Source organism: Nostoc sp. C117, assembly GCF_043099735.1.
Lineage (GTDB): Bacteria > Cyanobacteriota > Cyanobacteriia > Cyanobacteriales > Nostocaceae > Nostoc.
The window spans coordinates 157,059-181,605 of record NZ_CP170989.1 but is presented as its reverse complement, the minus strand read 5'-3'; the positions used below and the strand labels follow the sequence as shown (position 1 = coordinate 181,605).

At 41.4% G+C, this 24,547-nt stretch carries 27 protein-coding genes and 1 pseudogene; 16 read left to right on the top strand and 12 right to left on the bottom strand.

Annotation, left to right across the window (positions count from 1 at the left end):
- The first annotated feature begins 1 nt into the window (after position 1).
- The 3 genes and pseudogenes from ACFG4S_RS00860 to ACFG4S_RS00850 all read left to right on the top strand — a co-directional run bounded on the left by ACFG4S_RS00860 (position 2) and on the right by ACFG4S_RS00850 (position 3,605).
- A complete protein-coding gene (locus ACFG4S_RS00860; RefSeq protein WP_392529959.1) occupies positions 2-2,392 on the top strand; it encodes a DUF6519 domain-containing protein in 2,391 nt (796 codons plus the stop codon).
- Between the two features lie 203 nt (positions 2,393-2,595).
- Positions 2,596-2,730: pseudogene (locus tag ACFG4S_RS00855) on the top strand (IS4 family transposase); the annotation flags it as partial.
- A 74-nt stretch (positions 2,731-2,804) separates the two neighbouring features.
- Positions 2,805-3,605 (top strand): isopentenyl phosphate kinase, encoded by an 801-nt coding sequence (locus ACFG4S_RS00850; protein ID WP_392529958.1) that lies wholly within the window; start codon positions 2,805-2,807, stop codon positions 3,603-3,605.
- 299 nt (positions 3,606-3,904) lie between these two features.
- Here the strand turns inward: ACFG4S_RS00850 and ACFG4S_RS00845 are convergent, their stop codons facing one another.
- The 6 genes from ACFG4S_RS00845 to ACFG4S_RS00820 form a co-directional block, all read right to left on the bottom strand.
- Positions 3,905-5,074, bottom strand: coding sequence for a DNA cytosine methyltransferase (locus ACFG4S_RS00845; RefSeq protein ID WP_392529957.1), 1,170 nt, complete (start codon positions 5,072-5,074; stop codon positions 3,905-3,907).
- Complete coding sequence (locus ACFG4S_RS00840; RefSeq protein ID WP_392529956.1) at positions 5,071-5,463, bottom strand: ASCH domain-containing protein; 393 nt, start codon at positions 5,461-5,463, stop codon at positions 5,071-5,073. The genes ACFG4S_RS00845 and ACFG4S_RS00840 overlap by 4 nt, the downstream gene beginning before the upstream one ends.
- 5 nt (positions 5,464-5,468) lie before the next feature.
- A complete protein-coding gene (locus ACFG4S_RS00835; RefSeq protein WP_392529955.1) occupies positions 5,469-5,849 on the bottom strand; it encodes a hypothetical protein in 381 nt (126 codons plus the stop codon).
- A gap of 45 nt (positions 5,850-5,894) precedes the next feature.
- Entirely contained in the window at positions 5,895-7,259 is a 1,365-nt protein-coding gene (gene dnaB, locus ACFG4S_RS00830) for a replicative DNA helicase (RefSeq protein WP_392529954.1), read from the bottom strand.
- A gap of 53 nt (positions 7,260-7,312) precedes the next feature.
- Positions 7,313-8,764, bottom strand: a complete 1,452-nt coding sequence (locus tag ACFG4S_RS00825; protein ID WP_392529953.1) for a hypothetical protein — start codon at positions 8,762-8,764, stop codon at positions 7,313-7,315.
- Positions 8,765-8,883: 119 nt separating this feature from the next.
- Positions 8,884-9,684 (bottom strand): DUF5131 family protein, encoded by an 801-nt coding sequence (locus ACFG4S_RS00820; RefSeq protein ID WP_392529952.1) that lies wholly within the window; start codon positions 9,682-9,684, stop codon positions 8,884-8,886.
- A 40-nt stretch (positions 9,685-9,724) separates the two neighbouring features.
- On the opposite strand from ACFG4S_RS00820, the gene ACFG4S_RS00815 reads away from it, so the two are divergent.
- Positions 9,725-10,681: a cytosolic protein gene (locus ACFG4S_RS00815; RefSeq protein WP_392529951.1), complete on the top strand. Its 957-nt coding sequence runs from the start codon at positions 9,725-9,727 to the stop codon at positions 10,679-10,681.
- Between the two features lie 67 nt (positions 10,682-10,748).
- On the opposite strand, the gene ACFG4S_RS00810 is transcribed toward ACFG4S_RS00815, so the two are convergent.
- From ACFG4S_RS00810 to ACFG4S_RS00790, 5 genes are all read right to left on the bottom strand, one after another.
- Entirely contained in the window at positions 10,749-11,354 is a 606-nt protein-coding gene (locus ACFG4S_RS00810; RefSeq protein ID WP_392529950.1) for an MT-A70 family methyltransferase, read from the bottom strand.
- 18 nt (positions 11,355-11,372) lie between these two features.
- Complete coding sequence (locus ACFG4S_RS00805; protein WP_179070063.1) at positions 11,373-11,831, bottom strand: hypothetical protein; 459 nt, start codon at positions 11,829-11,831, stop codon at positions 11,373-11,375.
- An 85-nt stretch (positions 11,832-11,916) separates the two neighbouring features.
- Positions 11,917-12,153 carry a hypothetical protein gene (locus ACFG4S_RS00800; protein ID WP_179070086.1) on the bottom strand — a complete coding sequence of 79 codons (237 nt, stop codon included), beginning with the start codon at positions 12,151-12,153 and terminating at the stop codon, positions 11,917-11,919.
- Positions 12,154-12,248: 95 nt separating this feature from the next.
- Positions 12,249-13,070, bottom strand: coding sequence for a Bro-N domain-containing protein (locus ACFG4S_RS00795; protein WP_392529949.1), 822 nt, complete (start codon positions 13,068-13,070; stop codon positions 12,249-12,251).
- 84 nt (positions 13,071-13,154) lie between these two features.
- The gene (locus tag ACFG4S_RS00790) at positions 13,155-13,532 is read right to left on the bottom strand and encodes a hypothetical protein (RefSeq protein WP_392529948.1); all 378 of its coding nucleotides are present in this window, start codon (positions 13,530-13,532) and stop codon (positions 13,155-13,157) included.
- Between the two features lie 421 nt (positions 13,533-13,953).
- Between ACFG4S_RS00790 and ACFG4S_RS00785 the strand changes: the two genes are divergently transcribed.
- The 12 genes from ACFG4S_RS00785 to ACFG4S_RS00730 all read left to right on the top strand — a co-directional run bounded on the left by ACFG4S_RS00785 (position 13,954) and on the right by ACFG4S_RS00730 (position 23,840).
- On the top strand, positions 13,954-14,772 hold the full coding sequence (locus ACFG4S_RS00785; RefSeq protein ID WP_392529947.1) for a hypothetical protein: 819 nt from the start codon (positions 13,954-13,956) through the stop codon (positions 14,770-14,772).
- A gap of 77 nt (positions 14,773-14,849) precedes the next feature.
- On the top strand, positions 14,850-15,761 hold the full coding sequence (locus tag ACFG4S_RS00780; RefSeq protein ID WP_392529946.1) for a hypothetical protein: 912 nt from the start codon (positions 14,850-14,852) through the stop codon (positions 15,759-15,761).
- A 139-nt stretch (positions 15,762-15,900) separates the two neighbouring features.
- The gene (locus tag ACFG4S_RS00775) at positions 15,901-16,458 is read left to right on the top strand and encodes a hypothetical protein (protein WP_392529945.1); all 558 of its coding nucleotides are present in this window, start codon (positions 15,901-15,903) and stop codon (positions 16,456-16,458) included.
- Between the two features lie 335 nt (positions 16,459-16,793).
- The gene (locus tag ACFG4S_RS00770; RefSeq protein WP_392529944.1) at positions 16,794-17,066 is read left to right on the top strand and encodes a hypothetical protein; all 273 of its coding nucleotides are present in this window, start codon (positions 16,794-16,796) and stop codon (positions 17,064-17,066) included.
- A 43-nt stretch (positions 17,067-17,109) separates the two neighbouring features.
- A complete protein-coding gene (locus ACFG4S_RS00765) occupies positions 17,110-17,526 on the top strand; it encodes a hypothetical protein (protein WP_392529943.1) in 417 nt (138 codons plus the stop codon).
- A 117-nt stretch (positions 17,527-17,643) separates the two neighbouring features.
- On the top strand, positions 17,644-17,913 hold the full coding sequence (locus ACFG4S_RS00760) for a hypothetical protein (protein ID WP_392529942.1): 270 nt from the start codon (positions 17,644-17,646) through the stop codon (positions 17,911-17,913).
- A gap of 376 nt (positions 17,914-18,289) precedes the next feature.
- A complete protein-coding gene (locus tag ACFG4S_RS00755; protein ID WP_392529941.1) occupies positions 18,290-19,363 on the top strand; it encodes a hypothetical protein in 1,074 nt (357 codons plus the stop codon).
- A gap of 131 nt (positions 19,364-19,494) precedes the next feature.
- Positions 19,495-19,944: a DUF1257 domain-containing protein gene (locus tag ACFG4S_RS00750; RefSeq protein WP_392529940.1), complete on the top strand. Its 450-nt coding sequence runs from the start codon at positions 19,495-19,497 to the stop codon at positions 19,942-19,944.
- A 2-nt stretch (positions 19,945-19,946) separates the two neighbouring features.
- Positions 19,947-20,156, top strand: a complete 210-nt coding sequence (locus ACFG4S_RS00745; RefSeq protein ID WP_392529939.1) for a DUF2997 domain-containing protein — start codon at positions 19,947-19,949, stop codon at positions 20,154-20,156.
- A gap of 289 nt (positions 20,157-20,445) precedes the next feature.
- Positions 20,446-22,071 carry an AAA family ATPase gene (locus tag ACFG4S_RS00740; RefSeq protein WP_392529938.1) on the top strand — a complete coding sequence of 542 codons (1,626 nt, stop codon included), beginning with the start codon at positions 20,446-20,448 and terminating at the stop codon, positions 22,069-22,071.
- Positions 22,072-22,458: 387 nt separating this feature from the next.
- On the top strand, positions 22,459-23,019 hold the full coding sequence (locus tag ACFG4S_RS00735) for a WGR domain-containing protein (protein WP_392529937.1): 561 nt from the start codon (positions 22,459-22,461) through the stop codon (positions 23,017-23,019).
- Positions 23,020-23,483: 464 nt separating this feature from the next.
- Positions 23,484-23,840: a hypothetical protein gene (locus ACFG4S_RS00730; protein WP_392529936.1), complete on the top strand. Its 357-nt coding sequence runs from the start codon at positions 23,484-23,486 to the stop codon at positions 23,838-23,840.
- Positions 23,841-23,865: 25 nt separating this feature from the next.
- On the opposite strand, the gene ACFG4S_RS00725 is transcribed toward ACFG4S_RS00730, so the two are convergent.
- On the bottom strand, positions 23,866-24,465 hold the full coding sequence (locus tag ACFG4S_RS00725) for a Uma2 family endonuclease (protein WP_392529935.1): 600 nt from the start codon (positions 24,463-24,465) through the stop codon (positions 23,866-23,868).
- Positions 24,466-24,547: the final 82 nt, after the last annotated feature.

The following is a 24,547-nucleotide window of genomic DNA, read 5'->3' as shown; positions in this document are numbered from 1 at the left end:
TATGCAAGGAGAATTTAGAGGCGATTTTACTCGTGATACCTACGACAAAAGCAAGCACTTCCTTCGAGTATTGATGCAACAAGGTAGAGTGCAATTAGATGCAGACTTCAACGAACAGACATCAATTTTACTAAATCGCCTGCAAAATTTGGCCAAAGATATATTTGGACTACAAGGTGGCCCAGAGCAGAATTGTGGCTTTGAATTTATCGCCACGGACGAGCAAATTAATAATATTAACAATCTCAGTGAGGAAAAAAAACAAGAACTAAAGCAACTACTCCAATCTGAAAAGTATTTAATTGGCAAAGGCAACTATTATGTAGATGGTATACTTTGTGAAAATGAGGAACTTGTATCTTATCCTCATCAGCCAGATTTTACGCCGGAAGCCACAGATACTTGTAAAGTTCAATTAAATGGAGCAGCATATCTTGCTTATCTTGATGTTTGGGAACGACAGATAACCCCGATTGAAGATCGTGACGATCGCAAAATTAATATTCGTGAAGTTGCTTTAGGGGGAGCAGATACAGCAATTCGCTCTAAGTTAGTTTGGCAAGTCAAGCTCAAACAATTAAAAGATAATCAAGATATTGAAACGGTTGCCAAACAAGTTAGTAAGGATCGTGATTATTTTCAGAGTGTGCTAGGTCAAGAATTATTGAAGCCTGGAAAAGGCGAAATTATTGCCAGAATTACAAAGCCTAGTTCTACAGGAATAAACGATCCATGTGTTATTCCGTTTAATTCCAAATTTCGTGGTGCTGAAAACCATCTTTATCGGGCGGAAATTTTTAGAGTTTCTACTGCTAAAAACACTAATCAACTATCATTTGTTTGGTCACGCGAGAATAGCTCAATTGTTTTTCCTATTGTGACATCTACTGAGAAAAATTCCTCAGTACTTGTATTCAAGCTAGAACATTTAGGAAAAGACAAAAATTCTAGTTTATCAGCAGGTGATTGGGTTGAAATCATCAATGATGATTATATACTTGGAGATAGCGATCGCCAACTACTAAAAGTTGAGCAAGTGGATCGCATTGAGAATCAAGTAATTCTCTCAGGAGATAGCAAGAGTAACACATTGCTTCCAGAAAAGCACCCTCTATTACGCCGTTGGGACTCTAAAGAAGTCAAAGTAAATTTATCTGAAGAGGGGAATAAATGGTTTCCCCTTGAAGATGGAATTGAGATTCAATTTAAAGCAGATACTCAGAATAACTTTTATCAGGTAGGTGATTATTGGTTAATTCCTGTCCGAACAGCTACTGGCAATGTAGAATGGCCTAAACAAAAAAACAAAGAAGGAAAATTAGAGCCTCAACCTCAACTACCGCACGGTATAGCGCATTATTATGCACCTCTAGCAGTATTTTTAGGTAATCCTAATAATGTAACAGTTTATGATTGCCGAAGAAAGATTGGTAGTCAAGAAAGCACTATACCACCTATAAGTAATAAAAATAATAATCCTGTAGTAGCGAATTATCAAGAAAATCCTGCAACACCTATTAATCAGAAAGAAATCACTACAGAAGCCATAACAGAATTCAATCGCATAATCAATGCTAGTTGGCATCACGATCAAGTTTTAGAAGCTACTATTGCAGAAGCACAGGAAAATTATAACAATGTCCCAGAGGATCAATTATTTAATTTAAAATCTCAGGATTTTAGAAATTTATTTACTAAACTAGGTTTAGTAATTCAATTTCAAAAACCAGTAAGAATTGATAGTTTACATAAGAGTAGTATATCTGTTTTAGCTCATACGGATAATGTGTTGAAAGGTGAAGTATTTTATATATTGCCAATGAAAGTTGAGCCAGTTCAAGTTACAAAAACTGAAATAAAATCTATCCGTTGGGCAATGGGCAATGATATATTAGATAGTAATATCAATCTAATTACAGAAGTTGAACCTTTGACAAGTGAAGATAATGCTTATACAGAAGCTGTTAGATTAATTACACCTGATGATTGGTCGCAAAAAGCTGTCTTTTACCAAAGTAATATCTATCAGTTTACTGTCTCATTACATGGTGACTGGATTATGAATGAAGAACCATTGTTTGAGAGCGAAAAGTTTAATTTACAAGGGGATTTAAATAAAGGGATGATTCCTGATGGATTACGTCAGCAATTTCAACAAAAACGAATTTCCCTGTCCCCAAATATTACTTTGTTTACGGAAAAAGAAAATTTAAAATGGCGGTTAGTCGATGCAGGTCAAATTTACATTCTTAAACTAAATAACAATAAATTAACAGTTAGCAAAATTCAGGCATTGGATGGTAACAATATTTGGCCTGGTGTTCCTGAGCGATTTAGTGGAAATGGCTCTGAAGGAGGTGATTGGGTAAGTATTATTCATATCAAAACTTGACTTGCAGAAATTGGCGCGAATGCAGGAATAAGACGGGATATTCAGAGAGTTCAGGCGCTCATCTGATGCTATTCTAGGAAACGTTTAGAACAAACCCAACACATCAGGCAATACCTGTGCCAAAAAAAGAGTATGAAGGGAAAGGGCTGATGTAGTAGAGTTATTGTCTTCCACAACGACAAGTCAAAAGTTACAATTCGCCCATATTCGACATCCTATCACTTTTACAATGCTGGCTACCGCAAATAAATGCTACGACCATGCGGCAATTGAATCAGATAATCATAGCGATGTTAGCAATGAGCAGGCGAGTTACCATCTTGGGGAATTCTCGTTGGATTAGCAATTTTGATTTTTTTGTCTAGGATTAGTTTTTTATAAGTTTTTATCTTTCCTCATTTAATATTTGATTATGGAATTAGTATTAGTGAAGCTAGGAGGTTCCTTAATTACTGACAAGGACAAACCTTATACTGCTCGAAGAGAAGTTATAACACAACTGGTTGAGCAAGTGAGCCTAATCAAACGTGAAAATCCTAATCTAAAACTGATTATTGGTAACGGTGCTGGTTCTTTCGCCCACCAATCAGCGAATAAATATAATACAATTAACGGTTTTTCAGGTGATGAAGAAAAACTAGGGTTCTGCTTAGTTCACCAAGATGCTTTAGATTTAAATTCTCTACTAGCTAAAAATTTTTTACAGGCAGGTTTACCAGTGGTAAGTTTGCCACCTATTACTATGATAATCACTCATAGCAAAAAACTATTGAAGAGTGACTTTAGTATGATAGAAAGTAGTCTACAAGCAGGTTTAATTCCTTTAGTTTTCGGTGATGTAGTTCTAGATCAGGCTATTGGTGGTACTGTCTTTTCGACAGATACAATGCTTGCAGAACTAGCGAAATACTTCTATCTTCAAGGTAAGTTTAAAATTCGACTAATAAATGTTGGAAATTATGCAGGTGTATATGACCAAGAGGGGCAAGTAGTTTCCAATATTACTCAAGCTAACTATTCTCAGATTAAACCTTTCTTGGGCAAGAGCAAATCAGTAGATGTTACTGGCGGGATGGCTAAGAAAGTTGAGGAGTTTTTGACTATTTCTAGTTTAGGGATTGACTGCTGGATAATTGATGGGAATATCCCAGGGAATTTAGCCTCTTCAGTTTTAGGTGCGCCAACTCTAGGCACTTTAATTAGGGCATTTTAACTAAAATGATTTCAAAACTGTTGGTAGTTAATCTGAATTACTTACCTTTAATCTTTTGGAGATAACTCATTGAGAAAGGCAGAGGGCAGTTCGAGCTTGCGGCAGCTATGAATCTATCCCACTAATAAAATTATGCGAACCCAGATGTGAACTGTCGCTAAGGAAAGAAAACCATTGAAGCAGGCGGAAATTCGCTCCCACCGCACAACCTCTGTGCTTCTTCTTTTTTGTCCCCTGCTTGTTGGTTGTCCTCTTCCTTACCTGTACCAACACATTTTAAGTGAGTTGTTCTTGGTTTGTCATAAAAATGCTCCTGATAATTGTTTCTGTATGTGAGTAAATAACTGCGCGGCGAAACTGGGAGGCACGGAATACCCAATGATTGACCCCGCCGTAGCAGTTTCGTTGGGAAATTCGTACCAACCGGGAAACCCTTGCAAGATTGCAGCCCCCTCAATAGACAAAGACTTAACCGTACCATCCGGCAACCAGATATCAGCGAATTTGCTTCGGTTGCAACCTTTGTGATCTGTAAAATGCGATCGCAGTATCGTGTTGCAAGGTAAATGTCCGGGTTTATACTTGGACTCTGTACGCCCCCCAACTCTTTCTATTAACAATGGTGTTGGCGCATTCCCGGCTAAAAATTTCTCCAAAGCTTGCTGTTGCTTGAGCAGTAGTTGAGAGTCGGGCATCGTGCGGATTAGATGAGCGATCGCCCCATACCAACCGATAGGGTCAGATGTAGGTGGTAGTGAGATAGCCAAATCCCGGCAAGCAATCAGGACTAACCGCCGCCGCGCCTGGGGTAGCCCAAAGTCAGCCATGTTGACCACGCTGTAATCGACTGAGTACCCCTCTTGCTCCAAAGCATTCAGAATGATGGCAAAACTCTGACTGTTCTGATAACGCAGCACATTTTCGAGAGTAAACACCCGTGGCTGCAACTGTCGGATCGCTTCAGTAATAGCGATCGCAGCCGTCATATCATCAGCCGTTTCCATGCCTTTTCCCGCCTTAGCTGTGTGAGCTTGGCTGAAGTTGGCACACACTGGGGAGGCATGAAGGTAGTCGGGGCGGCGGGGAAAACCTATGAATCCTAACTGCGCTACTTCTTGGACTGTTAGCTGGATTATTCTACAGCCATATTCATGAAAGTTACGGTGATGATTGAGAGCGATCGCCCTGCTCAAGTCTGGTTTACTTGGGTCAAACTCCACTGCAATGACTGGGCGAATACCAGCTTGAAGCATCCCAGCTTCAATCCCACCGCCACCCGCGAAAAGTACTACAGCGATCGGGGCATCATCTGGCAGAACTGGTTTTAATTTTGTGTTATCAAAATTTTTGCAGACATCTAATTTTGATGATGTCTTTTTGGTTTTCGCTCTCTTGATAAAAGCGATAATATCTTCCCTGGTTGCCCCAAGGTGTTGTAGTGTGCGAATCATGGGAACTGATTTAATCATGCAGCCACCTCCATAACCAAATCATCGGGTACTTCAAAAATTCCCAACCGCCCAATGTAAGGAATCGGTGTAATCTCGCGTGGATTTTCCAGCTTCCAGTGATATTGCCCAGGCATCCCCCAACCAGATGCAACTTGTGAAAACTTGCAATCTACTATTGTGACAATGCCAATAACTTGACCGCGACGTAGAGAGATTAACTCTGGGATTACTACCCCCATCCCTTGGCAAAATTCTCTGGCTAGCTGGTACTCTTTTCTGGTGCAGGTTTTTGCGGCGTGAATCAGAATGTCGCCGCGATAATGAATGGGCCAGCCACGGTTTTCAATATCCTTTAGAGCATAAATAATTGCCCATGCCCAAGGCTGACGGACGGATAGCGCTTTCATCTGTTTTAAAACTCCAGTAGTTGAATGTATGCGTCTAATGCTGCAAGTGCTGGATGTGGATGTATTTGCGACTTCAGCCCATTACAGATTGTGGCGATAGTTCCAAGCTCTATGAAAGTGAAATGAATATTGGACTGACGGCCAGAACAGCGATGTATAACTGTTAGAAGAACAAAATTCAACTGTCTGAGAATTACATCTTCAGCTACATGAAGTCGCCAAGTAAGGTTTTTGGAAGTAACCGAACGCCAGGGGTTATCGAAAGAACATTTTTCAACTTGGGGCAGCATTTTTACCTTAAACCTGTAATCCCTGTCAGTGGTAGAGCATTCATCAGGGGCAAGAGCCGCCCACTGTTGTAAAAGCTGTTGGTAAGTTTTAATCATTCTCAGTTCCCGCATAAAAGACAATGTTTATCCTCCAGTAGCTCCTTAAAAACTACGACCACGAGATAAATTCTTGAATCTGGTGAACTGATGGTCAAACAAAAGCTTGACTGTACCAGTGGGGCCATTGCGTTGCTTGCGAACAACTAACTCAGCAATGCCACGATCTGGGGTATCGGGGTTATACATTTCTTCGCGGTAAAGCATGATCACAACATCACTGTCTTGCTCAACAGCACCACTGTCTTTTAAATCACTTAGTACAGGGCGTTTATCGTTACGATGTTCAACTTCGCGGTTGAGTTGGGACAAAGCCAGTACAGGCACATCCAAATCTTTGGCTAATCTTTTTAATCCTCGGCTGATTTCACCGACTCGTTGAGCCATGTTCACCCGTGAATCAGTATCAAGAGCCATCAGTTGTAAGTAGTCAATGATCACAAGCCCAACACCACCGTAATGGGATGAAATTCGGCGGACTTGGCTACGGATTTCATTAAGAGAAGGGCAAGATTCGTCGTTGATGAAAATCTGTTGTTCGCTTAACTGCGCGATCGCCACGCTCAAAGGTTCCCACTGGCTGTCAGAGACATTCCCAGTTTCCAAGAAGTTATTTTCAATGCCAGATTCACTGCTTAAAAATCGCTGTACGTACTCATCAGTAGACATTTCCAAGCTGAAAACGCAGATCGGCATCTTCCCAGTTTTGGCAACATTGAGAGCGAGATTACCAGCCAAAGCAGATTTACCAACAGAAGGACGAGCAGCCAGTACATACAACCGTCCTTTGCGAAAACCACCGCCGAGTATACTGTCCAGGTCATAAAATCCACTGCTTGCTGCTGGTGATCCCTTACCAGTATGACGCGCTTCAATTTCGGTAAAAGTGTCGGCTAAGGCATGAGAAATATGAACCAAGTCAGAGGCAGAATGCTCAGACGCAATGCAGTAGACTTTTTGTTCGGCTTCGTCGAGAATTACAGGTAAATCAGTTTCGGTGGCATAGCCGAGTTGAACAATCTCAGTGCCAGCAAGGATTAACTGCCGCCTTTGGTATTTTTCCATTACCAAGTCAGCTAAAACATCGATGTTCACAGCTGAAACAGTACGGTCAACCAGACTGGCCAGTTTATTGCGTCCACCGATACGGAACAATAAACCATTATCAGACAACCAGTTGGTGATGCAAAGCAAATCCGTTGGTAATCCTTGGCTGTACAGTCGTAGGGCTGCTTGATAAATGTCTTTGTGGGCATTGATGTAAAAAGCATCTATCACCAAGCGATCGCTGATTCGGCTCATGGCGCTTGGGTCGAGCATGATGCCACCGAGTATCACTTCTTCAGCCTCAATGCTTTGTGGGGGTAAGCGGTCTTGTTGGGATGTGAAGTTTGTTTTGTCTTGTGCCATAGTTCACCTCATTTGAAAATTTTGATTTCTAGAAAATCTAGATTCCATATTGCTCACGCAGCTTGCGGATGTAAGTACACATACATTTGAGGATGTGTAAGTTTTAACCAATCTAACCATTTGAGCGTTGCACCTGGATCTTGTTGGTCATAACGGCTGCTGAAAGAAGCGATCGCTTTGTCTTTACCAACTTCATCCATGCGGTCTAGAAGTTCACTGAAGGTCGCTTTATGCCAATCAAGAGAACGATTTGAGTAGTAACCGATGGGTTGGTCATTGGCTTTTGATTGTTCAGTTTGTGGCGTAGATAATTCAAGAACTTTTGACCAATAAACCAACAGTTCTTCTAAACCAGCTTTACTCACCTCCAAATTGCTGATTGATTTGATCACAGTGGGGACTTTTTGCTGCCAATTAACCTTGTCCCACTCGGCTCTCTCCTTGGCGATTAACTCCACCAAACGGCGATCGCAAGTTTGGTAAATATTGTCTCTGCAAGAAGTACGCCAGGGGAAACGCCAAGAACGGAGCTTGATTTCATTTCTGTAAACTGCGGGTAAAGGCTCAGATGCCAAGATGCCGGGGTCAAGCAAGATGTGATTGAGCAAATCATCAATCGACTGAAATTTTGGTTTGCTTGGTTTCTTGTTTGCTTGTTCGTTTTTTTTATCGAACAACCCCGCCGCAATAGTTGATCCTCTTGAGGTGTTATTAGTTTGTTGCAAAGACCCGGAATTTTTTAACAACGAAGTGGGTTGTTGTGGGGTTGGTTTTTCTGGAGTTGGTTCTTCTAAGCTTGGTTTTTTTGAAGTTGCTTCTTCAAGTTCAACTTCTTTCGTTGTTAAATCAAGTTCTTCTTTTTCACATACACTTTCTTGGGTGGGGGGCGCGGGTGGCGAAGCCAGGGGCGCATTGTGTGTAATCTCTGAAGTAATCTTTGAAGTAATCTCTGTATCTATTAGATCATCTTGACAAAATGTTAATTTTAAATTTGACATTTTGTTAAGTTCTAACTCACCATTTTGTAAACTTGGACTTTGACATTTTGTTAAGTTACCATTTTGGTCAGAACGGGCAAATGTTGTCTTAATCCGCTCAGGAGCATTAGGAGGAGCTTGTACAACAGCTTGTAGTTCATTCAAGAAGTTTTCCCAGTCAATGCGGATGTGTTTTATGGGGCTATTTCCAAATTTATAAGTTGCAGTTTTAATCAGATTTTTGGACTGCAAAAGCTTAGTAGCTAAATCAAACTGTCTGGGTGTAATTCTGCACTCCTTCCACCAATCATCACGCTTTTTAGCCAGCCAATTGTACCCATCACGTTCAATTTTGAGTCGGGATTGCCCTTCATGATCCGGTAAATGCCAGTAGATGATCTGACTAAGTAAAATTCCAGCGATTAAGTCACCACCAGCCACGTCTACATAACAACGTTTGACTTCTATCGTGTCCCTAGAACGCGATTCCCAGGCTAGAAAACTGTTTTGATCAGAGAGCCAATTCATCTTTCTAGACCTCCAAAAATCATGTTTTCTGCTAAAATCATGGTTATAATCTCCATTCCTCAAAAATTGTGAGTTTATTCTTCCCCCGCACTGCGCTACAGGCGGGGGTTTTGCTTTATTCACGCATCAAACGGAAATTGTCTAACTTGCAGATGAAGAGGAAACTCTTCAATTTTTCCCCCTTTTTTGTCACGGGTTTTGAATCGCTGTCCCCCAAATTTCGCATTTGCCCCCAACTGTTTCACAAATACGGGTGTTTTCGATTGTTGGCATTGTTGGACAATTGAATTAATCCATTCGATGTGGCATGGTCTTGAATTTGGGCCAGACTCACCACCAACAATTACTAACTGAACATCATTCAAGTAGTGAGTGATATCACCCAAATCTTCTAACAATGGTTCAACTGACCAGAAGCGGATTAAAGCCGGAATTTGAGCAAGAAATTGACTACGTTCTTCTAAAGTACGGCGATTCTCAATCGAAGTTCCTGGCCAAATATTTAAAGGTAGCTTGTCTAGTCCATGACAGGAGAGCCATTCATCCATAGATGACAGCATGATTTCTGGGCGTTTGGTGAGAATCTGAAATACTTGATTGGGAGCAACGAACATTCCGTCCAGCATTTCATGTTGCCAAAAACGCGGAACCCACTCACCAAAAACATCAGTCATTGAAGAAACGAAATGCTTCTTAGGTTTTCTTTGGAATCCCCATTTCCGAATAGCTTCTGTATCTAACACTAGTTCGGGTGGTTGCCCAGTGTAGGGTTTCTTATTCCCACCAAAGAAAGAATTTTGATTCAGCTTTTCGCTATAGCAATTCTTACACCCCTCTGAGATTTTTTGACACCACCAACCGCCGACTTTAGCACGGATGATATTATCTGTTAAGTCTGTCCACTCTATGTTTGTTGGCATAAACACCTCTGAAATTTGAAACTAGACAATATATTTGAAAATGGCTAATAAAACACCTCTTACTGAATACGATTCTCCTTGGAAGCAAATACTACAGTTGTATTTTCAAGACTTCATGTTGTTCTTTTTTCCCCAAGCGCACAGTGAAATTGATTGGAGTAGAGGTTTTGAGTTTCTTGATCAGGAGCTACAGCAAGTAGTCCGTGATGCGGAATTAGGAAAGCGACTGATTGATAAATTGGTGAAAATTTACCGTATTGGGGGTGAAGAATCTTGGCTATTGATCCATGTCGAAGTCCAAAGCCAGGAAGAAAGCGATTTCCCGAAACGTATGTTTGTATACAACTATCGGATTTTTGACCGTTATAATCGCTCTGTTGCATCATGTGCGGTACTGGGAGATGACAACATCGACTGGCGACCAAATCAATTTGGTTATGAATTGTTTGGCTGTACAGTTGATTTTCAGTTTCCTGTGATCAAGCTGCTAGACTATCAACAAAGGTTGCCGGAGCTTGAAGAGAGCCATAATCCGTTTGCTACGGTGGTCATGGCTCATTTGGCAGCAATGCAAACCCGTGGTGACAGGTTACAACGTAAGCAGCAGAAATTAGCTTTAGCGCGTAGGTTGTACGAGCAGGGGTTTGAGCGCGAAGCTATTCTGAATTTGTTAGGTTTTATTGATTGGATGTTGACATTACCATTAGATTTAGAACGAGAATTTAAAAGGGAAGTAGAACAACTGGAGGCACAACAATCTATGCAGTACATGACATCATTTGAGCGAATTGCCAGAATGGAATCTTTATTAGAAGGGATTGCAGTTGGTTTAAAACTAAAATTTGGTACTGAGGGTTTAAGCCTATTACCAGAAATTTCCAGAATTGAAGATGTCGAGCAATTAAGAGCAGTTCTTACGGGACTAGAGACGGCCAGTAACTTAGAACAATTGCGCTCCTTGTATCAGCCAGCAACCGACACTCCCACAGAAAATTAGTGTTTAAGAGCTTGGTATTGGATTTTCCAGATGAGCGTAGACTTTTAGTGCCTAAATTATTCCTTAGTTAGGCAGTTAAGGAAATATCTTGCTGACTCTGCTCAACAGGCTGATCAAACTTCAGAGCCTCATCACCCCAACAATCCCAGCCAACTCTAGACGAACGTGCGAACATCTCCAGCTTGGTCATATCAGGACACAGCTTTTCTACAAGTTCAAAAAACTGTTCGGGCTTACGTGAATGCTCACGACGGGGTGAGTGTAAAATGCTTGACTGGTTTGTGAGTGTCCGTCCAGCAAAAGCTTTCACATTCCCACGAACAGCCAAAGCGCAATGTTCAGTCGAATTCCGCAACCAATGACCGACACCTAGATGTGTTTTAGTGTTATCCTTGGTAACTTTTTCCCAAGTCAGGATGGTTTTGAGTTCAAATCCCCATATTTCTAAGCAGTGTGCGGCTTCAATCATGTGATTGTTGGTAAACCAAAGCCAAAGAACTGACCCCGTGCGATTGCTTAAGTCTGGAACAGGCAATGACAGTATTTCTTCTATGTGCATTGGCTTGTAGCTAATGCGGTTTCGGTGAGTTTTATCCTGATTTCTCAGCCGATAGAACCAGGGAGGGTCAATCACGATGCACTGGTATTGACCTTCTAATGTCGTTAGTCTCATGTTTAATTCCTGTTATTTTCAAACTTGTTCTGGAAATTCAATGTGGCTTAAAATCTGAAGTTCAACAGCTAATCCGCTTAAGAAATTTTGGAGTTCGACTGTTGCCAATTCTTTGGATATCTCTTTTTCTGACGTATAAATAAGTTGCTTGTGATGCCCAAAGTAAACTTCTGTACGAGTCAAGTTTTGCTCTGTGTCAGTTAACAGAGTCAAAGTAAATCTTCCAAGTTTGCAAAAGTAATAAGGACGCTTTAAACTCCAAGGCTTTCCAGGTTGCCAAGTGATTTGAGGTTTTTTACCAATGTGAACGCTGATAGATTCAAAATCAACGTGGAAAATGTTCAGTAAGGCAAGCATTTCGCCACTGTTGTAATGATCTACAACGTGCTGTCTAATGCCTAATTCTGCTAAACCTTCAGGAATATCAATGTGAGCTTCAGATGAGATTTTTTCAACTACTGTCACTATGGCTTTCATATCCGTTTAACCATCTTGTAATTTGTAAGAAAATATTTAGGAAGGTGTATTACTCGCGCTTCAATTAAACCCCTGGCAACGAACGTTATTCAGGGAATAAACAATCAGTTTCATATTCGTCATCATCCTCATCTGAACCTTCATCTTTGATGGATTCAAATTCTTCAACTGCAAAAATAGCCATAGCCACACACGCTCTTTCTGCTGGATGTGTAGCTGATTGCATCCGATATGATTCGGGGACTACATAGCCTTGGATCGCGTAGAATTTCTTAGCTAGTTTTTCAATGAGTACATCTTTCTGGAAGTAGCCGAGTTCCATATCTTTTCCCCTCAAGGTAAAATTTACCTTTGTTGTAAAAGTCTTAATTCTTGATTACTTGGCGATCGCTCTGCTTGACCAATGACCAATGACCATCAAACAGTAACTACAGCTTTCTTACTAGCGAAAGCCCCCGCCTGCCTTAGCGCTGCACCAGGACTCGGATGAGCAAAGAACTCTTCTATAGCTTTGGTCAACCCAGCCGCAACAGCCGGATCGTGACAAGCGTAGACATAGATGGGCTGTTGAACGCCATTAACCAATCGTGTTTCTTGGCGATCGCCTAAGTGTGGGTAGAATGTTCTCACCCATGTCCCCAAGTGTCCGCGATAGTGGGAGCCTTTAAGGGGAACTTTCTTGCCCAATTCGCTTTCTGCAAAATTGACCACACCTAACCACTTCTCTTCTGTGCCGATTAGAGACTGTCTGTTGTGGTCAGCTAAGAGGTTGGCGGCGTAATCATTTATCTGTTGCTCCATGTAGGGGTTGAGTCTGCCACCTGTTATCTCAGCCAGGGTCTTCATTGCTTCTACCAAAGTTTTTAAGCGCTGTTCGGCTGGGGGAAGGGCAAGTGTGGGAGGTTGGGATGGGTGAAGTGAATAACTACCTGTTTTACGAATAGCTGGAAGGACTTCGTGAAATACCCAGCGCTGGAAACGTTTTGCAACTGGTTTACGGGACTTAAAGATGAGGCGGTATAGTCCAGGTTCGGTAACAGTAAGCATTTCTTGCTCTCCACCAGGGGTACGAACATTCTTCGTACCCTTTTCATCTGGCTCCAGAGTCTCTAATGCTTTACTTGTATCGCTCAATTGCAAACAAGTGCATACATCAGCAGCGACCCATTCTGGTTTCTCTGCTATGCCAACAAAACGAACTTCTTTCTCTTCAAACGAAAAAACTGATAGGTTAGACATGGCTATTCCTCTGCTATGGCTGTGGCTTAGTCAAGCGATCGCACTCTTGGCGGGGGGTGATCGCTTTTAAGTTTTATGGATGAGTTAGGCTTGATCGTCCTTGAAGATTTCATCGAAGCTGACTTCTCTGCCAGCTAAATCCGATGCTAAATCTTTGAGTTTAAATAGTGTGTCGATTTGACACCTATCGAGTAAACCTTTTTTTGCAGATGATAAGGTTCTTCTGTTAAGTCCCGTTTTCTCATGTGCAGTCTCAATGGACAAATCACTCTCCTCAGTCCAAAACTTTGACAAATCAATGTATTTAACCATTCTTTGTATCGGAATACGCCTAGACTTCTCAAGCATATTCCGATCGGCAGCATATTGATGTACCAACATATTGCTGTATTTTTCTATATTCACAATCTTACCTTCAATATACCAACAAGTCAATATGTCAGTATGTTGACATACTGACATATTGACGATATTGTAATAAACATAGGGCAAAGGAAAGCGAACTGCCTGCACCCAAACGCAAAAAGGGTTCGCAAGTCTAACCAGTCACAGATTTGATCAACATAAAACATAGATTTGAGAAACAAGAACCTCCCGTCGTATAGCACAAGGTACGCCAGGTAAAGTCGGCTGGGGGAGATACTCAAGATCACTCAATAAATCCACCCATACTGCAATTAGGGCAGCTGCTCAATACCTTCTCTAGAGCCTTGTGCTGTGAATTCTTGCTAGAAAATAACTGAAATTCAGAAATATGAGGCTACGCCAAATCTTTTTGAGAGCGTTGCGGTAAACCACAACGTTGTTTACGCAAAACAAAAGGCGATCGCTGGCCTGGAAAACTCGCGATCGCCTTTTTACCCCAAACAAGAGGCAATTTCTAATGATTACACAAACTTCAGCCCCTGCGCCAACAAAAGATCCGTTAACCACACGCGATGCCTGCGGCGGGCGTAGCCATCGCCAAATCATTGCAACCATCGTCAATCAGTCGGACTACTCAAAAGAGTGCAAGCTCGAAGATGTAGTGACTATCTGGATCAACAGTGATGATATCGTGTGGGTAAAGATGACCCACGGCTATGCTCGATACCACAAAGAGTGTTTCAAACGTGCAGTAGCAGAGGTAAAAGCGAGTCTTTCTGCTCCAGTAGAGCGCAATCACAAGGAAGAAAAGGAATTAAAACAAGCTTCTGAGAAAATTGGCTTGTTAGGTGATTGTGACTGGTTATCGTTGAGCGTCCAATACCATTCTGATAAGGTAATCGGTCACGCTGGTTGTTATATCTCTCACAAGGCTCGAATATTAATGCCACCGGCTGAATGGGATTTTACACTGCCGAAGTGGAATATGCCTGCTGCCATCTGTCCAGACTGCGAAGGTCATGGGTGCGGTAACTGTGGGTATCGCGGGACTCGTGCAGAAGACTTGTGCGAACCAGTGGACAACTACCGACTGACTTATGTAGGACGCACTGACCTTCAGACGGCTCACAACGTATATCTAGATGGTGAATTCTTGGGAATTGTCTTCAAGGTCAGAAATGCTGATGAGTTATGGGAAAACGACCCCAAGACTTACTATTGGCGGTGTGGGGATGGAGTACGATATTGGAGCGTAAAAGAGGCTGTAGAGGTGCTATCCAGGGTAACTGCTCCGATTGAACTGCCGCAAGTTAGTCGGGAATTGGTAGCCGCGTAAGTAAAAGGTGGGTTTTTATACCCACCATGCAACCATAACCAATCCTTTTAAAATAAAATACAGTTCGCCTTTAAAACATGAGTAGCAAGCCTTACGATCAGTTTTCTAAGGAATTATTAGAGGAGTTGTTGTCTCCTTTAGGTAGAGTAGAAGTTAACAAACAAGTAACTGATGAAGCCAGATTTGTTGACGTTTTGTTTACAAGCACACCAACTGCCCAAGCTCAAAATCTTGGATTGTTGGGTAGAATCGCTGTACTAAATACGGCACTATTGGAACCATTCCGCAATCAACCAAGTAGGTCAGAGGTACGCAACTGTTTTCTGAAACTGTTCACCGTGATTGCAGACTCACAACGTAAAGCCAAGCGAGAGAAAACCAGCTTACCAGAAGATAGTTTAGCTCGTTTGTGGATTATATCGCCTAGCGCTTCAGCCTCTCTGTTGGAGGATTTAGAGGTTAAACTAGATTTAGAAAAGTGGAGCAGGGGAGTTTACTTTTTCCAGAAATGTTTTAGAGCAGCAATAGTAGCGGTTAACGAGCTACCAGTAACAGAAGAAACATTATGGCTGAGGATTTTGGGTAGAGGCGAAACGCAACGTACTGCCATTGATGAATTGCTGGCATTACCCGAAAGCAACCAATTAAGACAAAATACTCTCAAACTGATTACTAATTTGCGGGTCATTATAGTTCAACAGCAAGAAACTTTAACAGAAGATGAGCAGGAATTAATCATGAATTTGTCGCAAGCTTACCAGCAGTGGGAAGAAACCACTAAACAGCAAGGAGTACAAGAGGGAGTACAACTTGAACGCCGCCAAGTTGTAGAAAACTTGTTGAGATTTAGGTTTGGTTCTGTGGATGAAGAATTAGCGAGAGTGGTCGATAATTTGTTGCAGTTAGCACCAGATGACTTTGCAAGATTTTTACTGGAATTGTCTAGTTTATCACGTGAAGAGTTGTTAGCAAGATTTAATTCACATTAGTAATCCGTAACTACAAATAATTAGTAATAAAAAGCGCTTTTGTGAAATCAAGAGCGCTGTTTTATTGGCTCTACATTTCATACATTTGTAGTCAACGGCTTCGCCAATGCGAAAGTGAAAATGCTTTTGGTACAAACAAATGAACCCTCAAGAAAATGCCGATTTACTTGCTGCCTTAATGCGCCAAGAGGAACTACTCAAGCAGTTAATTGCTTCAATCAATAAGCCAAAACTGGGATTGCACTCGGAAGCTGGCAGTTGCAAAATCTACTGCAATCGTCACAATGGTTCACTGTGGTACACCCTAAACAACAGTGAAGCGAGTGCTATTACTCAAACTGCCTTAACTGGATATTTAAAAGAACTCAAATTTGAGAAGTGTGAGCGCAGAGGTAAAGAAGTTTATAAGTTGCTGATTACTATTCTTGCAGACAGACCCTATATATTAGAAAGTGGGCATGATACTCACTTTGCTAAATCTGTATTAGCCGCGATCGCAACTTTAACCCCACAACAATTATATTCTCCCATCACACTACAGCCACAGGCGGGAACAACAGATGAAAATGTGTTGTTCTGTCGGGTGTGGGTAGAGTCGGAATTAGTCATGGCATCCTACAACGAGCAAACAGAGTGGCGAGAGGTCAGTAAACAGGCTTTAGCTGTAACGAAAGCTGCTCTTGAGATGGCGTTTTAGTCCTAAAGATGAAGTAAGGCAGGTAAATCCTGCCTTGTGCGTCACTAAAATCAGCTTCATTCATGAATCTAACATTGCACATCTGATTGACAAAGACATTACCAACTTATGTCTAAACTGTGACTGCAAAAGTTGTAAACAGGGCTTGGGAGACTGTAGCTATAAGTGACTCAAGCTTTGTCTACAGCTAATAAAGAAGGGCAAGGGGAAAAGGTAAAGGGGTAAAGGTAAAAACCTTGCTTTTCTAAGGATGATTCAATTCATGAATCCCTTTCCCTTTTCCCTTTAACCTTTCCCCCTCTTTTTGCTGTTCAACTATTCACAACTAATCACAGATGAGTATTACAATTGTTCACCCCAACGTCGAAAATCTTCAATCATTTTCTGACTTGTTTGACCTGGAAAAACTTTTGCAATCTGACGGGATTCTACCGTGGCTTTTAGCAAATGGCTGGAAGTACGACGATCAATCTTGTTTGATTGCAAATATTGTTGATGAGTCTACAAGTATTAATGAAGTTTGGGACTCCAAAGAGTTTGATTTTAATGCTCTGTCAGATGAATCAAAGGAAAAATTAAATCAGATTTTTGAGCATTTCTATCTGTAGTATTTGTCACTTTTAATCAATAATTAATGTAAAGGGAACGAAAATGCAACCAACAATCACACTTCCACGCGGCTATGGAATCCCAAAGTTTAATGTTGGACAACGTACTCAACAAGGCAAAGTCATTGGTATCGAAGTATTACCACACGATAGCGTATTAGCTGAGAATTGCGGTCATGGCTATCGCTATATTGTCATGACTTCTCGCCATACCGAAGAAGTTAAATATCTGGAATCAGATCAGATTACGCCGCTCTCACCGTCAGAAGTAGAAGCTGAGATTCTAGAAGAGGTTGATTACTATTTGACTCAGCTTGTATTGCTGCAATCAGAGTTAAAAGCTGACCTCAAGATTCAGACTCCATTCGGTCAAATTAATCCACCGATTTCAACAACTAAACGTACTTCTGGGAGCGGTTCTAGATTGTCTAAACCGAAAAAAGAAAAAGTTGCTGCTTAACGAAAGAAGAATCAGCTTATCCGTGAAAAACTCTACAGTCAGATTCAATCAGTCTAACTGTAGAGAAAAATCGATTCCACAAAAGATTATCACACACTCTACTTCAATACTAATCAGATGGAAACAAATTTGATTAAAGTGTATGACGCGACACTGTTAAGTTCATCGAAAGTTTACCAAATCGACGGTACGCTTTCTCGATACTTGGGTGATGAAGGTACTATCCAACATCCACAGTATTTATTTGTACCTCTGCCAAATCAAAGAAAAAAAGTCAGCTTTCGGCTAAATCGAAACAAACTTATGACTCGCTGTTATGAAGTCGAAGGCATGACTTATAACAAGCCTGTGGTACAGGATAATTCGCAGCAACTTCAGCTATTTTAAGCCATGTCCATACATAAACCACCAGTCATTAAAAGACATATTCGCCTACAGAATAGCTCTACAAAAGTAATCTATAGAGCTACACCAAAAAAGGGTAAGGGGTAAGGGGCAAAGGAAAGGATAAAGAACTTTTCCCCACAATGTATAAAGCCTCTGTTTTTAAATACGAGGAATAAAAAAGAAGATTTTTAAGACACGTAGTGCGATAAAAATTAGTGTCCATCTTTGAAACCCCTGCTTTTAAGTTAGTGGTACCCTTTACCCTTTACCCTTTACCCCTTTCCCTTTCTTGATAGACATTCGCTCTCTTGAGAAATCACCACAAAGAAAGCTTCGCTTAATCGAAAGTGAAAAATAATGATTGAGGTCAATAATCATGGTACAAGCAATCGACAACCCTATCGCTGTGAATTTCCTAACTGATGCAGTAGTCGAGCGCCACAATTTCTCACAATTAAATAAAACTCGTATTCGCTTTCGTATTCAGTTGAAGAGAAGTACAAAGTCTGCTGCACCTAAATGGGCAGATGTACTTAAAGCTGAAGTTTCTGAAATAGAATCAGACCTCGTTAAAGTCACAAATTCCGAAGTCGGTCTGCGAGGTATTAAGGTCTTCAAAAAGCTAGATGAAGCTGCTGCTCAATTAAGGCAAGAGATTGCTTCAGTTCAAGAATGGATGTCTGCTGATACTGGTGATTGGGTTTGTCCGATTGATTTAGCTCCCTTGGTATGGAATCAGTTAATCAATATTAGGGATAATATCGCCCCTGGATTGCGTAATCAATTAAAAGCTGATTACGAAGCGGGACTTCTTGATTATCAAGAGCGGATTGATCAGTTCCTTTCACTTAACACCTGGGAATTAGCACAGGATAAGCAAGAATCAGTCAAAGCAAACTTGTTAAGAGCATTCCCGACTCTGACCGACCTTGAAGACTATTTACAAGTTGTTATTGGTCGCCCGGTGATTATCCCTGCCCTCTCTGAACAACTCAACCAGCAGCAAGCCGAGTGTTTAGACCAGATTACCAAGTTCATTCAACAGTATGACCAAAATCTAGAGCAAAGGCTACGGGAATCAGCCCTGGCAGGTGGTGAACAACTCGCCGCCCAATTGCTTGAAGAGTTGGCTGATTGGGAACCAGGGAGGAAACCCATACAGTTTAAAAAGAAGATGGAGCGTCATCTGATGAAGGTTCAAGTGCTACTGGCAAACGCTTCACCAGAGGTAGGCAGTAGCTTGGAGGCGATGATGACGCATCTAGATTCTATCGTTAGTGATCCGGCGATTGAGTCGAAGAATCTGGGTTCTGATACGCGCAGTCAATTGCAGCAAAAGATGGAAGAGATTCGCACCAAGTTGTTAGATGAACAACGCAATCTACAATCACTTGCGACTGACGACGTGGGCTTATCGAAAGCTACGGTGATGTCGTTTAAATTCAGGTAAAAAACAGTCTTGGGCGGGTGCATTCGCTCAAGACTCGACCAACGTATTCGTATGTAGTTTCCAGAATAACCCAAAAAGGATATCGCACCCGTACTATTTCTCAAACCAATTTGAAAGCCTTGGAGCCAAAAATGTCGCATTTCTCAACAGTTAAAACCAAGCTTGCTAACCGTGAATGTCTAATACAAGCTTTACAAGATTTGAACCTATTACCGCAAGTACATGAAACAGCACAATCACTAAAAGGATACTACGGTGGCTCTCAAGGACAAAGCGCTGAAATCATCGTATCTGGTTGCACCATAAAAGCCCGTGCAGACATCGGGTTCAAATGGAATCAGTCAAGCGGCGTGTACCAGGTAATACACGACAGTTATGAAACAGTTCCAAAGTTGGGACAAGACTTCTTTAGTAACAAGTTGATGTTGGCTTACGGACAACGGATGGTTCGCGCTAAAGCTGCCGAGTTACAAGAAAAATTTGGTGAATGTGCGATCGCTGAATCAACTAACGGAAGTGTGCAAACCCTACGCCTAACTTTTGCCGGACATCAGGAAGTTCAACAATTTGCACGGAGATAAATATGGAACGGTCAATACTGATTCATTTTGACAGCGCTACAGGTGAAGTTCGTGTGGAGGCTGAGGGATTCGAGGGGTTGAGTTGTTTGTCGGCTACGCAACCATTTGAAGAAGCACTTGGAGTTGTGGAGGGCGATCGCACGTTTAAAGATGAAGCTCAAACCCAACAACTTCGGACTACGAATAGTAATCAAACACGTTTGCGTCAGTAATCAGTCAACCCCTTCGGGGAATTCAAAATTCAAAATTATCAATTCAAAATTAAAGACAAGACGCTTGTGGACTCGCTTGCCGCCGGCGCTATCAGTAGGGGCTTTGACTCGTTCGCGCAGCGTCTCCGTTAGGAGAAGGATAATTAATTCAAAATTATTCTATTCTTCATTTTGAATTTTGAATTTTGAATTTCATTAAATGGTCATCAGTTACCAGTCTTAACTCGGCTGGTAACTGCTGATCATAAAGGCTTCGCCATTTCATAAGTGAAATATTTGAATAATTGACATGAAACTCTCAAATCTGCTCTCCACACTAGATTCACAAATTCCCATCGCAGCACTTGATGTTCTGTCTCCTGATGAAGCAACGATTATTCAGTGGCTGACTGCTGAAGCTAACAATAAGCTTTCAAGTCCTGTGTTCTTCTGGAATCTGGGAGTATCAACCTTGGAGCAATGTTTAATCGCAGCAGATGGAGGATTGGTGTTTAAGCCAGTTGCAGAGTACAAAAGACCACAACAGGCTGATCCACTACTATTTGTATTCGACTACATTGCTAACTTTAGTGGGAATGGTGTATTTATCCTCGGAGATATTCACCCCTTTATTGCTAAGAATTCACCCCAATTATCGTGGGAGATTTTAAGCAAGGTAAAAAACCTTTACCACAGGTTAAAACCCACAGATAAACGCATTGTCTTGTTGGGTCAGAATATACAATTACACGAATCACTAGTCAGATTGATTCCTTATTGTGAAGTTCCTTTACCTAGTATTGACCAAATACTACTTCATCTCAATTCTTATTTGCATGACCTACAACAGTCAGCTATTGAACAGGAATTGACTTTTACTGTTACGCTCGAAAATGCTGAATTAGAAACTCTTTCTCGTGCAGCACTGGGTTTAACTCTAGAAGAAATTAGTGATTTCCTTCGGTTAACAGTCAAAGAAAACTTAACTAATGATGGTGTCGTCGTTGACGCTGATTTTATCCCCAAAGCCGTCGAGTACAAAACTCGGCTACTCTCTCAAATGGGTATCGAGTTGGGCAAGCCAGCTACCATTCCTTTTGGCGGTTTGGATCTACTGCGTGAGTGGCTGATGAGGCGGCGGCGACTATTCACACAAGAGGCGCGAAGTCTTAGCTTACCCCAACCAAAAGGTGTGCTACTGGCAGGGCCTCCAGGTACTGGGAAATCTCACTGCGCCAAAAACATCGCTAGCATACTTAATCTACCACTTCTACAACTCGACATTGCGTCCCTTCTAGGTTCACTAGTTGGCGAATCCGAAGGTAATGTTAAACGTGCTTTGAAAACTGCCAAGGCGATTGCACCCTGCGTTTTATTTATTGATGAGGTGGAAAAGGCGCTTTCAGGTCAGGGCGATACAAGCGGTGTTTCTCAACGCATTCTCGGTACTTTGCTTACGTTCATGGCTGAATGTACAAGCGGCGTATTTATAGTTGCGACCTGCAATGACCCATCAGCACTACCAAGTGAATTCAAGAGGAAGGGAAGATTTGACGAATCTTTCTTTGTTGATCTTCCCACAGAACCAGAGCGAGTCCAAATTCTGGCGATTCATCTACAACGCTTTGGCATTCACCTGGAATCCGAATATCTCGAAGCGATCGCAGCTTCGACCGCTAAGTTTTCAGGAGCAGAACTGGAAACCCTTGCTTCAGAAGCTGCTCTGCTGGCATTCGATGAGGGTAGACCGCAGCAGGTAACACTTGCTGATCTGGAAACCTGTCGTCAAACCATTACCCCGCTTGCGATTCAGGATGCTGCGGCAGTTGGACGAATGCAGGCATGGGCATCCACCGCACGACGGGCTAGCAGTTCTGTGAACTTCAATTCGCAATTCGCAATTCGCAATTCGCAATTGAATCAATGGGAACTTTGACTTGAAGGATTCACAATTAAACAATTAAGAAATTTCCTGTATTTAATTTAATTTAATTTAATTTAATTGCGAACTGCGAATTGCGAATTGACAATTGTTTTGGGCGTGCTGCTAAGTTTCGGAATATGAACTGATGAAAAAGTGATTGTCTCCTGATTCTATGGGGGCTTTGCAATTCGCAATTCGCAGTTGAAATACAGGTTACTCTAATTGAGTAATTCAACAAATTAAATGGTTTCTTACTTCTTATTGCTGAGAAATCAATGAAAATTAAGCGGTAGAGAATTAAATTACCACTAATTAACAATTGCGAATTGCGAACTGCGAATTGCGAATTGATTTGTTGGGGCAATGCCCTGAAGTTAGGAAATTGACAGGGTAAGAAAGATGGAAATCTATTTAGTCTTTGTTGACGCAATTCAGAACAGCAATAAATTCTGGGCGGCCATTGTCGAAGATGGTAACTTAACAGTGCAGTGGGGCAGAGTTGGTTATCAAGCGCAAACCAAAGTTCACACATTAGGCAATCATCAGAGGGCGGTTAGTAAATTTAACAATCTGGTAGCCGAAAAGATGATGAAAGGCTACAGAAGAAGTCAGTCACAAATCGACAGTAATTGTGAAATTTCTGAAATCAACAGAGCGATTGAATTACTAGAGATTATCCGTCTTTATGTAGAGCAGAGAAATTTTTCAGTTGCTTATATCAATGCCCTAAATCAATATCTAAAGATTGTCCCAACACCTTTGGGTATGCAAATTGAACCATACAGAGTATATCGCTCAGTAGAAGATGTTGATTATCAAATGGGATTGCTTAATTCTTTGTTAACCACACCCGCACCAATTGTTGCTGCGGTGGCTGTTGGTCATGCCTCTGAAGCGACAGCAGAACCCAAGGTAGTCAGTCTCAAGACTATCAGTAAGAACTTCTGGCGACATTTGTAAATTAGCTTGTCGGAAAGTATTGCAGCCGATTTACTACAGCAATGCGGATTGATTAAGTGTATCCCCCAGCCTATACCGCTCTGGGGGATATTTCTAACTTACTTTCAGCTTAACGAACAGAATTCAGGAGTCAGGAGCCAGAATTCAGTTGGGAATTCTGTGCGAGTGGCTCCTGAATAAACGGTGAAACACCACACTAAATCTCCGATTTAGTGGTGCAATAATCAAGTGGTGGGTCTGAATCCCCCACTCATTAATTCTGACTCCTGAATTCAGAATAGCTGAATTCTTCTTCAATTGTTTGTTTGTTCTCTGGGTTTTTTCGTATGACATCGCTTAACCATTAGAATATCTTTTCTGAATGTGGAAGTTTTATGTAAATTTAACCACATCCATCTGACGAAAGTTTACAATATAGTTACTGGTAATAATCTAGCTACAACCAACAGGACTTGGTTTGACCCATGACTGATAATAAACAAATTGTCTGCCAACTCACTCAACAAAAACCAAGACGTGTTTTGGTTGTAGCTCCAAGTGAACTCACTATCCATCATCGTCACAGACAATCCTTTCAAACAACGCCTACTTTAAGCAATTACATTTTTAAAGTCATCGCTAAATTTTCTATCGTCAGCGCTATGTTGTTTGGCATCAGTGCATTGGGCTACTGGGGATTAGAAATTGTTGAAGCTAACACAATCCCGACGATAGAAGACAGATACGATTGGCAAACCCAAAAACATATTTGTTTCGGTTGGATGCTAGTTACTTTTTCTAGCTTTCTTGGCAGTGCTTCTTTTGGTAACGAGTCTCACTAATCAGATCCAAGAGAGTTAAGCAGCCTTAAAAATTAATGCGACGATAGATTTCAGTCAAGGGAATTTCCACGTTTAAACTGTGCAGCATAATCGTCCGATCGAGGTTAGAGTGAACTTGCCATAGCCAGCGATCGTTACTGTTCCGATCCAAATTATGATACTGTTCAATGTAGGGTTCAGTTTGACTCACAAGCAGATATTCACAAAAGCTGGCAATAGAGCGATATTTTCTGAACTTGTCCCCTCGGTCATAAGCTTCGGTAGAGGGCGATAAAACTTCGACAATCAGTATTGGATTGAGAATTTCATCATTGCGATTGCTATTAAACTCTGGTTCACCATTAACAACCATCAAATCAGTATAAGTACCGCATTGATATTCAGGAATCCAAACTCGCAAGTCGCTGTTATACAAACGAAAATTGGTGTCTCTAAGCAAAAACCCTAGAGTTATTAAGAAGTCGCTGGCAATTGCGCTATGAGCAACCGATCCTCCCGACATAGTAATAATCTCTCCGTTGCGGTATTCATGGCGTTCTGGGTTTGTTTCTTCCATAGCCCGATACTCGTCTAAAGTAAGGCGAGTTGTTATTACATTTGGGGGACTGGTTTGAGCAAAGACCACAATTGAGACCTCTTGAATAATTACCTCTGAAACTATTATCAGCAACGACTGCCAGAATTGCCAATTTCATGAGAAAAGCAAC